Origin of the sequence: Muricoccus radiodurans, from assembly GCF_050154705.1 — a bacterium.
Lineage (GTDB): Bacteria > Pseudomonadota > Alphaproteobacteria > Acetobacterales > Acetobacteraceae > Roseomonas > Roseomonas radiodurans.
The window spans coordinates 4,851,373-4,862,265 of sequence record NZ_CP189561.1 but is presented as its reverse complement, the minus strand read 5'-3'; the positions used below and the strand labels follow the sequence as shown (position 1 = coordinate 4,862,265).

Annotated in this window: 10 protein-coding genes; 6 read left to right on the top strand and 4 right to left on the bottom strand. The window is 70.9% G+C overall.

Annotated features, from left to right (window positions below):
* Positions 1-35 precede the first annotated feature (35 nt).
* The 6 genes from ACP6CK_RS22650 to yghU all read left to right on the top strand — a co-directional run bounded on the left by ACP6CK_RS22650 (position 36) and on the right by yghU (position 7,425).
* A complete protein-coding gene (locus ACP6CK_RS22650) occupies positions 36-890 on the top strand; it encodes a CmcJ/NvfI family oxidoreductase (RefSeq protein WP_426955581.1) in 855 nt (284 codons plus the stop codon).
* Entirely contained in the window at positions 890-1,897 is a 1,008-nt protein-coding gene (locus ACP6CK_RS22645; RefSeq protein WP_426955580.1) for an isopenicillin N synthase family dioxygenase, read from the top strand. The genes ACP6CK_RS22650 and ACP6CK_RS22645 overlap by 1 nt, the downstream gene beginning before the upstream one ends.
* Positions 1,898-1,903: 6 nt before the next feature.
* A complete protein-coding gene (locus ACP6CK_RS22640; protein ID WP_426955579.1) occupies positions 1,904-3,235 on the top strand; it encodes an LLM class flavin-dependent oxidoreductase in 1,332 nt (443 codons plus the stop codon).
* Positions 3,236-3,481: 246 nt separating this feature from the next.
* Entirely contained in the window at positions 3,482-5,068 is a 1,587-nt protein-coding gene (locus tag ACP6CK_RS22635; RefSeq protein ID WP_426955578.1) for an ABC transporter substrate-binding protein, read from the top strand.
* A gap of 2 nt (positions 5,069-5,070) precedes the next feature.
* A complete protein-coding gene (locus ACP6CK_RS22630; protein ID WP_426955577.1) occupies positions 5,071-6,366 on the top strand; it encodes an acyl-CoA thioester hydrolase/BAAT C-terminal domain-containing protein in 1,296 nt (431 codons plus the stop codon).
* Between the two features lie 183 nt (positions 6,367-6,549).
* Positions 6,550-7,425, top strand: a complete 876-nt coding sequence (gene yghU / locus ACP6CK_RS22625) for a glutathione-dependent disulfide-bond oxidoreductase (RefSeq protein WP_426955576.1) — start codon at positions 6,550-6,552, stop codon at positions 7,423-7,425.
* 99 nt (positions 7,426-7,524) lie between these two features.
* On the opposite strand, the gene ACP6CK_RS22620 is transcribed toward yghU, so the two are convergent.
* From ACP6CK_RS22620 to ACP6CK_RS22605, 4 genes are all read right to left on the bottom strand, one after another.
* Positions 7,525-8,004, bottom strand: a complete 480-nt coding sequence (locus tag ACP6CK_RS22620; RefSeq protein WP_426955575.1) for an Lrp/AsnC family transcriptional regulator — start codon at positions 8,002-8,004, stop codon at positions 7,525-7,527.
* 279 nt (positions 8,005-8,283) lie between these two features.
* The gene (locus tag ACP6CK_RS22615) at positions 8,284-8,916 is read right to left on the bottom strand and encodes a cysteine dioxygenase (protein WP_426955574.1); all 633 of its coding nucleotides are present in this window, start codon (positions 8,914-8,916) and stop codon (positions 8,284-8,286) included.
* 6 nt (positions 8,917-8,922) lie between these two features.
* Positions 8,923-9,900 carry a Bug family tripartite tricarboxylate transporter substrate binding protein gene (locus ACP6CK_RS22610; protein ID WP_426955573.1) on the bottom strand — a complete coding sequence of 326 codons (978 nt, stop codon included), beginning with the start codon at positions 9,898-9,900 and terminating at the stop codon, positions 8,923-8,925.
* Positions 9,897-10,892, bottom strand: a complete 996-nt coding sequence (locus ACP6CK_RS22605) for a Bug family tripartite tricarboxylate transporter substrate binding protein (RefSeq protein ID WP_426955572.1) — start codon at positions 10,890-10,892, stop codon at positions 9,897-9,899. The genes ACP6CK_RS22610 and ACP6CK_RS22605 overlap by 4 nt, the downstream gene beginning before the upstream one ends.
* Between the last annotated feature and the right edge of the window lies 1 nt (position 10,893).

Genomic DNA, 10,893 nt, shown 5'->3' with positions numbered 1-10,893 from the left:
CATTCTGCTGCGGGCATCCTGCCCGGGAAGCTGACATGAGCCTCGACCTCGCGACGCCGCCCGTTCTCCGCGCGAAGCTCCGCAGCGTCCAGGCGGAGTTGAACTACCTCGGCCAGGTGGTGGGCCGCCCGTACAGCTACGTCGATGCGCCCCCGCCCGGACGGCCGCGGACGAACATCGTGTCCACGCCATGCCGCACCGCGGTCCGGGATCTCCGGCCGATCGCGGAGGAGGTTTCCCTGGACCGCGAGGGCTTCGCCGTCGCGAGGGGCAGGAGTGCGATCCGGGACTTCCGCGACGAGGAGGCGATCCGGCGCATCTACTACCCCGAGAGCGCCGCAATCCTCCAGGCTGCCACGGGCGCGACGCGCGCCCACATCTTCGACCACACGATCCGCCGCCGCGTGCCCGGCGCCGCAGACCGATCGGACGCTCCGCGCCAGCCCGTCTCCCGTGTCCACGTGGACCATACGGAGCGGTCCGGGCCGCAGCGCGTGCGCGACCTGCTGCCGGACGAGGCAGAGGCGCTGCTGCGCGGTCGCGTGCAGGTCGTGAACCTCTGGCGCCCGATCATCGGCCCGGTGTGGGACATGCCGCTCGCCGTCTGCGACGCGCGGACCGTCGCGCCGGAGGACCTGGTGCCGAGCGACCTGATCTACCCGCATCGCACCGGCGAGACCTACCAGGTTCGCCACGATCCGGCGCATCGCTGGTACTGGTTGCCCGAGATGCAGCCCGAGGAGGCCCTCCTGTTGAAGTGCTATGACAGTGCCACGGACGGACGGGCACGCTTCTCGCCGCACACGGCGTTCGCCGATCCCGGAGCACCACCCGACGCGCCACCGCGGCAGAGCATCGAGCTCCGCGCCCTGCTGTTCCACCCCGCCTGATGTCCGCCCAGCTCCAGGCGGGAGCGCCGGCGCTCCCGGTGCTCGACCTCTCGCACCTCGTCACCCGGCGCGCGGCCTTCCTGCGGGATCTGCGCGCGGCCGCTCGGGATGTCGGCTTCTTCTATCTCACGGGCCACGGCATCCCGCTCGCGCGGCAGGCGGGCATCTTGGCGGAGGCGCGGCGCTTCTTCGCCCTGCCGCTGCCCGCGAAGGAGGAGGTGGCGATGGTCCACTCCCCCCATTTCCGTGGCTACACCCGCGCCGGTGGGGAGATCACCCGCGGCCGCCCCGACTGGCGAGAGCAGTTCGACATTCATGACGAGCGCGAGGCCGTTGCGGCCGGCCCGCCCTGGACCCGCCTCATCGGCCCGAACCAGTGGCCTGAGGCGCTGCCGGGCCTCCGTCCGGTCGTGACGGGCTGGCAGGAGTCCCTGACGGCCGTCGCCGCACGGCTGGTGCGCGCTTTCGCCCTGGCCCTGGAGGCGCCGGAGGATGCCTTCGACGCCATCTTGGAGCCCCCGCGCCACACGATGAAGCTCATCCGCTACCCCGGCCGGCCCTCGGAGCCGGACGCGCAGGGCGTCGGCGCCCACAAGGACAGCGGGCTGCTGACCTTCGTGCTGCAGGACTCCGCCGGCGGGCTGCAGGTGGAGGGCGAGGGCGGGTGGATCGACGCCTCGCCCCTGCACGACGCCTTCGTGGTCAACATCGGGGAGCTGCTGGAGCTTGCGACCAACGGCTACCTTCGCGCGACGGTGCACCGGGTGATCCCGCCCCCTGAGGGGACGGACCGCATCTCAGTCGCCTTCTTCCTCGCCGCACGGCTCGACGCCACCGTGCCGCTCCTGCCCCTGCCGCCGCATCTCGCGGCCGAGGCGGCCGGGCCGGCGAGCGACCCGCTCAACCCGCTGTTCCGCCAGATCGGGCAGAACGCCCTGAAGGGCCGCCTGCGCTCGCACCCCGAAGTCGCCGCGCGCTGGCACGCCGACCTCCTTCAGGGCGGCTGAGAACCGATGCCCGAACCGCGTCGCCTGCGCCTCGGCGCCTTCATGCGCCCGGTCTCGATCCATACGGCGGCCTGGCGCTATCCCGGCGCCTTCCCGGACGCCAACTTCAACCTCGGCCACCTCGTCCGCTTCGCGCGGAAGCTGGAGGAGGGGCGGTTCGACGCCTTCTTCATGGCCGACCACCAGGCCGTGCTGAACATGCCGATCGAGGCGCTGAAGCGCAGCGCGACCGTCACCTCCTTCGATCCACTGACCCTGCTGCCGGCCCTGGCGATGGTGACGGAGCGGATCGGCCTCATCGCCACCGCTTCGACCACCTACAACGAGCCCTGGCATATCGCCCGCAAGTTCGCCTCGCTCGACCACATCAGCGGCGGCCGGGCAGGCTGGAACGTCGTCACATCGGGCAACCCGGCCGAGGCCTGGAACTTCGGGCGGGAGGAGCACTGGGAGCACGCCGCCCGATACCGGCGGGCGCGGGAGTTCCACGACGTCGTCACCGGCCTCTGGGACAGCTGGGCCGATGACGCCTTCATCCGGGACGTCGATTCGGGCGTGTATTTCGACCCTGACCGGATGCGCGTCCTGAACCACAAGGGGGAGCACTTCGCCGTCCGCGGGCCGCTGAACATCGCGCGCCCTGTCCAGGGCTGGCCGGTGATCGTGCAGGCCGGGGCCTCCGATGACGGACGGCAGCTCGCCGCCGAGACGGCGGAGGTCGTCTTCGCGGGGACAGGAACGGTCGAGGACGCGCGCGCCTTCTACGCCGACATCAAGGCGCGTGCCGGGCAGGCCGGCCGCAATCCCGATCACGTCCTGATCCTTCCCGGCGCCTTCGTCGTCGTCGGCGAGACGGAGGACGAGGCCCGCGAGAAGCGCGCCCTGCTCGACCGCGGGGTGCATGATGACAGCGCGATCGCCTCGCTTTCCGTGGCCCTTGGGACCGATGCCTCCGTCTTCGACCCGGACGGACCGCTGCCGGCCATCCCGGAGACGAATGCGAGCAAGAGCGGGCGGGAGCGGGCCCTCGCGCTCGCCCGGCGGGAGAACCTGACCGTCCGGCAGCTCGCGCAGCGGATCGGCGGCTATGCGGGGCCGGCCTTCACCGGCACGGCCGCGACCATCGCGGACCGCATGACGGAGTGGCTGGAGACCCGGGCCTGCGACGGCTTCAACATCATGTTCCCCTACCTGCCGGCGGGTCTCGACGACTTCGTGGACAAGGTCGTGCCGGAGCTGCAGCGGCGCGGTGTGTTCCGGCGGAAGTACGAGGGCCGAACGCTGCGCGAGAATCTTGGTCTTCCGCGTCCCGCGAACCGCTATTTCGTGCAGGGCTGACTGGAAGATGCACCGCTGTTGCTGGAACCTCGGCACCGTCGCCAAGTCGGGTCCTCCTGCTGGAATCCGACGATGGAGGCGCCTGAGAATTTGGCCGGTGATGCCCCGGAGCATTGCCCCGCAAAGGTCTTGCGGGAATTTACCTGAGGCGTGGCCGTCATCACTGACGTGTCAGCCACAAAGCAGATGCGGCTCACTGCGGCGGGTGGCCGCATCGGATAGAAGCCCCCACCGAGGATAGCCCTGATGATCACGCGCCGCGCCCTTCCCGTCCTCCTTGCCTTGCCCGCGCTGGCGGGCCGTGCCCACGCGCAGGGCGGGGCCGCGCCGGGGGGACGGTTGACCATCGCCTTCGGCGACCCGGTCTCCTCGATTGATCCGCAGCTCAACAACTTCGGCGGCGACCGGTCCGTGGACCTGCACGCCTTCGACCTTCTGGTGGAGAACCGCAATGGCGCGCTGCGGCCCGGCCTGGCGGAGTCCTGGCGCCTTCTGGACAAGACGAGCTGGGAGTTCACCCTGCGTCGCGGCGTGACCTGGCATGACGGCCGCCCCTTCACGGCAGACGATGTGATCTTCTCCTATCGCCGGGCACCCGATGTGCCGGGCTCCGCGGCGTCCTTCGCCGGCTACCTGCGCGACATCACGGGGCTGGAAGCGCCGGCCCCGCACCGGCTGATCGTGCGGACCGGCGGCCCCGCGCCGCTGCTGCCGCTGAATCTGGCCTCTGTCCACATCGTCGCCCGCCACGCCGCGGAGGGCGCGACGAGTGCGGACTTCAACGCGGGCCGTGCCGCGATCGGCACCGGCCCCTACCGCTTCGTCTCCTACGTGCCGGGAGACCGGATCACCTTCCGCCGCAACGACGTCTACTGGGGCGGCCGCCCGGACTGGGACGAGGTGGTGATCCGCCTTGTCCCGAACGCCGCCGCCCGGACCGCCGCGTTGCTGGCCGGGGATGCCGACGTGATCGAGCGCGCCTCGGTCGCCGATGCCGAGAATCTCGGCCGCCGTCAGGATGTGCGGGTCTTCGCGCATCCGGGGCTGCGGGTGCTGATCCTCTGCCCCAACCCGGCGCCGGGGCCGAACGCCTTCCTTCGCGCCGCGGACGGATCGGCGTTGCCGGACAATCCGCTGCGCGACCCGCGGGTGCGCCGTGCCCTCTCCCTCGCGCTCGACCGGCGCGGCCTGGCGGATCGGCTGCTGCAGGGCCAGGCGGTCCCGGCCGGCCAGTGGATGCCGGAGGGTTCCTTCGGCTACGAACCCTCCCTTCCCGCCCCGGCCCCCGATGCGGACGCGGCCCGCCGCCTGCTGGCGGAAGCCGGGCTGCCGGATGGCTTCCGGCTCACCCTGCACGTGCCGACCGACCGCTACGTCCGCGGCCCGGAGACGGCGCAGGCCGTCGCGCAGATGTGGACCCGGATCGGCGTCCGCACGACGGTCGAGAACATGCCCTGGGCCACCTTCTCGGCCCGCGCCGCGGCGGGGGAGTTCGCGATGCCGGTGCTGGCCTGGGGCAACGGCACAGGGGAAGCCTCCTACGCCCTCGTCAACGTCCTCGGCTCCTATGATCCTGCGGCCGGGCGCGGCTCCTCCAACTGGGGCCGCTACGCCAATCCGGAGGTGGACCGATTGCTGGAGGCGGCCGTGCGCGAGCTGGACGATGCGAGGCGGGAGGCGATCCTGCGCGAATCCGCGCGCGTGGTGATGGGCGAGACCGGGATCATCCCCGTGTTCCACTACCGCAATCTCTGGGCGGCACGACGCGGGCTGACGGTCTCCACCCTCGTCTCCGACCGGACGGCGGCGATGATGGTGCGGCGGGAGTCCTGAGCATGGCGCGGCTTCTTGTCGAACCCGCGGACGCCCTGCTGGACGTGCCCCGGCGCATCGTCGCCGAGGGTTTCCCGCCCGGCGCCCTCGTCCGCGTCGCGATCAAGACGGACTGGCCGGATGGTGGAAGCTGGTCAGGGGAGGCCAGCTTCCGCGCCGATGAGGGCGGAACCTTGGACCTCTCCCGGGATGCGCCCGTGGATGGCAGCTACGCAGGTGTCTCCCCGATGGGCCTCATCTGGTCACAGGAGCAGCTGGCCTCGCCCCCACCCGGCGCCGCGACAGGTCCCCTGGCGGCAAATCCCGTGCATACCCGCCTGACCGCGGAAGGGGGCGGCGCGCGCGCCGAAGCGACGATGGTCGCGCGCTTCGCGGCGGAAGGCGTGCTGCGCCGGGAAGTGCGAGAGGATGGCCTCGTCGGGACCCTCTTCACCCCACCTGGCCCGGGACCGCACCCGGCGGTCATCGTGCTCTACGGCTCCGGCGGCGGGATCAATGAGCCGCGGGCGGCCCTGCTGGCCTCGCATGGCTTCGCCGCGCTCGCCCTCGGCTATTTCGGGGCTCCGGGGCTGCCGCGCTACATCTCGGACACGCCGCTGGAGTCCTTCGCGCGCGGGATGGACTGGCTCCGCACGGCCGTGAGCCCGGCCGGCGACTTCGTCGCCGTGTCCGGCCAGTCGCGCGGCGGCGAGCTCGCCCTGCTGCTCGGCGCTACCTTCCCGGAGCGTGTCTCGGCCGTGGTGGCCTATGTGCCGGGCGCGGTCGTGCACGGGGGCATGAGCGCCGCGGACCCGGCCAAGGGCGGCCGGGACGGGGATGCCTGGACTCTTGGCGGTCGACCGGTTCCGCATGTCTGGCAGGGCAACCGCACCGCGTCCTGGGCGCCTTACGATGAGGCGCCGCCACCCCGGCGACACGCTCGGGCCGTCGAGACGGCGCTGGACGACCGGAAGGCCGTGGCGCGCGCCCGCATCCCCGTCGAGCGCATCCGTGGCCCGGTCCTGACCATCTCCGGCACGGATGACGGCTCCTGGCCGAGCACGCGCTATGCGGAGATGGTGGAGGAGGCGCTGACCACGGCCCGGCATCCCTGGCCCCATATGCATCTCCGCTGCGAGGGTGCGGGCCACGCCATCACGCATCCCTATCAGCCGACGACGCGCATCGCCTCTCCTCACCCCGTGAGCGGCATTCTCACCACGGGCGGCGGTACGGCCGAGACGAATGCCCGCGCGAACGAGACGACCTGGCCCGCGATGCTGGCCTTCCTGCGCGATGCCGCGGCGGCGCACGGGTGAGATCAGGCCACACCAGCCCGCCATTGCTCGATCCTTGCAGGCCTTCCTTCGGGACGGCAGGCATCACGCGGGCACCATGTCGGGACCGTGTCGCAAGAGCATGATGGATTGCGTGACGCGAACGATCCGCCTTGCAACCTGCGCCGCGGGAATGTCTCTGGCGCACGATCGGGAGTCAGCTGAATGAGCGGTTCGAGCGAGTACAATCCCCCGGCTGTCTGGAGCTGGGACAAGGCCAGCGGTGGGCGCTTCGCCAACATCAACCGTCCCATCGCAGGCCCGACCCATGAGAAGGAGCTGCCGGTCGGCCGCCATCCCCTCCAGCTCTACTCGCAGGGCACGCCGAACGGGGTGAAGGTCACGGTGATGCTCGAGGAGCTTCTCGCTCTTGGGCATCAGGGGGCCGAGTACGACGCCTGGCTGATCCGGATCGGGGAGGGCGAGCAGTTCAGCACGGGCTTCGTTGCCGTGAATCCGAATTCCAAGATCCCGGCCTTGCTGGACCGAGGCGGCCCGACGCCTGTCCGGGTCTTCGAGTCGGGTGCGATCCTTCTCTACCTCGCCGAGAAGTTCGCGGCCTTTCTGCCGGAGACGGGAGCCCAACGAGCGGAATGCCTCTCCTGGCTGTTCTGGCAGATGGGCAGTGCGCCCTATCTCGGCGGCGGGTTCGGGCACTTCTACGCCTATGCGCCCACCAAGATGGAGTACCCGATCAACCGCTTCTCCATGGAGACGAAGCGGCAACTCGATGTCCTCGATCGTCGTCTGGCCGAGGCTGAGTATCTGGCCGGCAGCGACTATACGATCGCCGACATGGCAGTCTGGCCCTGGTATGGTGGGCTGGTGAAAGGGTGGCTCTACGGGGCTGCCGAGTTTCTCGACGTGCAGTCCTACAAGCACGTCCAGCGCTGGGCGGACCTGATCGGAGAGCGCCCGGCCGTGAAGCGCGGACGCATGGTCAACCGCACGCAGGGTGAGCCCGGTAGCCAGCTCTGGGAGCGGCACGATTCGGCCGACTTCGAAACAAAGACGCAGGACAAGGTGACGGCCGTCCGCTGAACGCCTGTCCGGCCGCCGATCGGTCCGTCCGCCTCATCGACGGGTTCTCACCATTGGCCGCGGGCCGATGGTGAGCCATCGCCCGATCGGCGCCGGGTGTCAGGCAGGTGACCGTGCTCGTCCGGTGATGCGTACTGGGTAAGCGGTGGTGTACTTCAGTTGCTCCATCGCGAAGCGGGACGTCACGTTGCGGATCGGAACAGCGGCTGTCAGGCGCTTGTAGAAGGTGTCGAACTCCGCCATCCCGGCCACCGCGACGCGCAGCATGTAGTCCACCTCGCCCGCCATGCGGTGCGCTTCCATCACCTCCGGCATCCCGGCGATGGCGCGAGCGAAATTCTCTAACCAGGCCGGCGTGTGATCATGCGCCTCGATTGCTACGTAGACGATCAGTCCGACCCCAATCCGGGCCGGATCCACCAGGGCGACGCGCCTCTGGATAACGCCACTCGCCTCCAGCTTCTGCACCCGCTTCCAACAGGGGGTGGCCGAGAGGTGAACCTGATCAGCGAGCTGTGCGACGGAGAGCGTTGCGTCCTGCTGGAGCAGGGCCACCAGTTTCCGATCGATATCGTCCATCACGCTGCCTCAACACCTCGGCACCCGTGCGCGTGGGCTACGCCTGGCCGTCACGCAATACAGGTCTGAAACGGTTATTCACCACAGAAGAAAGCGAAAATCCAGTTCGATCTTGATATTTAATCCTCTATGATCGTGCAATTCGATCGGGCCGGGCCATGTAAGGATGCAGCTGCGCGGGCGCGACCACGTTGGTGGGATGGTTCCCCTGCGCCTCAGGTCGCGGCGTCGAAGCTCTGGCCGCGTGCCTGATCGGCCTCCAACCGAATCGCCGTCTGCTCAGCCCAGCGGCGCGATGTTGAGATTGAGTGGAAAGTTCGATGCCCCCGTCTCGCCGGGCGCGAACGCGCTGCGCTCGGTCTGCAGCTCCAGGCCGCGCTCGTAGTACCGGAGCTGGATGACCGGCTCGTCACCCGAACCCTGAACATGGATGCTATGGATGTCCTCCGGCAGCAGCGCGAGCCCGACGCCCGGGCCGACGGCCACCTCGTCCCGCTGGCGCACGGTGGGGCCTGCGGGCGTTTCCACACGCTCGTAGAGCCGGTTGATCTCGACTCCCTTGAGGCCGACGAGGACGGCCCAGTTGCCATGATCGTGCGGCGGCGATTCCTTGCCCGGCAGGGCAACGGAGACATAGAGCGCGCGCCGCCCGTCCTCGTCCTGTGAGAGTCGGTAAAAGGCGATGTCCTTGTGCTCTCCCCGGCGCGGCGGCGGGAACTCGCCGAGCGGGAACAGGTCCCGACGCGCGGCCAGTGACAGCAGCACGCGGCGGATCTCGTGCAGGCTCTCCCGCGTGATCCCCTGCGCCACCTCGATGGCGCGGGTTTTCTGCACGACCTGCGCAACGGCGGCCGCACGCTCGGCCTGGCGTTCCGCGGGGTGGGTGATGGTTTCTGCGGCGGAAATGGTCATCTCCTCTCAGTCAATGCGGGCGCCGGAGCGGGCGACGAGCGCGCCCCACGCCTGCACCTGGCCGGTGACGAAGGCCTCCTCGTCCGGTGTCGGGCGCGGCGGGAGGGGCGCATAGCCGGCGGCGACGAGGCGCTGCCGGAGCTCGGGATCGGCGCGGAGCACGGAAACGGCCTCCCGCAGCCTGGCCAACCGCGGCGCGGGCGTGTCGCGCGGCACGACGATGCCGAACCAGACCCCACCGTCCCGAAGGGCCGCGAGGCCGAGCGAGGCGAGGGTCGGGACGTCGGGCACCTCGGGAAAGGGCGCGGCCCCCGTGATGCCGAGGGCGCGCACGCGACCGGCGCGGAGCTGCGCGATCGCTGAGGGAAGCGAGGCGAAGCCGAACTCCACCTCCCCGGCCGCGACGCCCTGCACCCCTTCCGGCGGACCGCGATAGGGGATGTGCTCCGCCTCCCCGCCCGCGAGGAGCGCGAACTGAACGCCGTTGAGGTGCTGCGTCGTGCCGTTGCCCGGCGAGGAGAAGCGCAGTGGCGCAGAGGCTGCCGTGATATGCCGCGCCAGCTCCTCGGCGGTGCTGACCGGCGAGGCGGGCGGCACGATCAGGAGGTTCGGCGTCTCCGCCAGGAGCCCGACGAGGGCGAAGTCACGGTTCGTGTCGTAGGGCAGGCCGCGGAAGAGCGCGGGGTTGATCGCACTCGTGGCCGTGGACGCGAGGCCGAGTGTCTGCCCGTCCGGCCGCGCCCGCGCGACGGCTCCGGTCCCGATGGTGCCGCCGGCGCCGGCCCGGTTCTCGATCACCACGGGCTGGCCAAGCTGCGCCGCGAGACCGGGCTGGACCAGCCGCACGATGATGTCGTTCGCCGAACCCGGACCATAGGCGACGATGAAGGTGACCGGGACCGGGACCGGGGCGGCCTGCTCGGCGCGCGCCGGCACGGCAAGCGCGACCGCTGCCGCGCCCAGCAGGTTGCGCCGGGCGATCACGCGTCCTCTCCCCGGATGCCGGCCGCCGCGATGGTCTGCCCGAAGCGCGCTCCGGTCGTGTCCATGGAGCTCTGGAACTCCGCCGGGGTCGAGGCCGTGACGACGAAGCCGAGGTCGCCGAGGCGGCGCCCGACCACCGGCGTGAGCAGGGCCGCGCGCCAGGCGCCGTGCAGCGCCTCAATGACCGCATCCGGCGTCGCCGCCGGGGCCAGGACGCCCTGGGTGCTCGTCATGTCGAAACCCGGCGCGATCGTCTCGTCGAGCGTGGGGACCTCCGGCATGGCGGGGTCGCGGGTCTTCCCCGTCACGGCGAGGGGCCGCAGGCGGCCGGCCCGGACGTAATCGGTGACGGCGGGCAAGGTGATGATCATCGCGTCCAGCTGGCCCGCGAGCAGGTCGAGCGCAGCGGGCCCGCCGCCGCGATAGGGAACATGCACCACGCGCGGCAGCCCGACCTCGCGGTTCAACATCTCGCTGATCAGGTGCGCGATGCCACCATGCCCGGGAAGGGCGAGCGTGACCCCGCCAGGCCGGCGCGCCGCCGTGACGTAGTCCGCCACGCTCTCGATCCCGCTGGTGGGATGTGTAACCAGTAACTGCGAGGCGCTAACGGTCAGCATCACCGGTCGCAGGCGCGGGCGGAGCGGCCCGGACCGGTCGGTGAAGAGCAGATCCGCGATGACCAGCCCGTCGCCCGACGCCACCAGGAGCGTGTGGCCATCCGGCGCAGCCCGTCCGACGGTCGCGGCGGCGACCCGGCCGCCGCCCCCGCCGTTGTTCTCGACCACCACGGGCTGACCGAGCCGCTCGGCCAGGAGCGGCGCGGCGGCGCGGGCGTGGATATCGAGGGTGCCGCCAGCCGCGGCGCCGGCGATCAGCCGGATCGGTCCGGAGGGACGCCAGCCCTGGGCGAAACTGGGCCGGGCGAGAAGAGACGCTGCGCCCGCCAGCATCAGGCCGCGACGCCGCAGTGGGGAAGAGGAACGGATCATC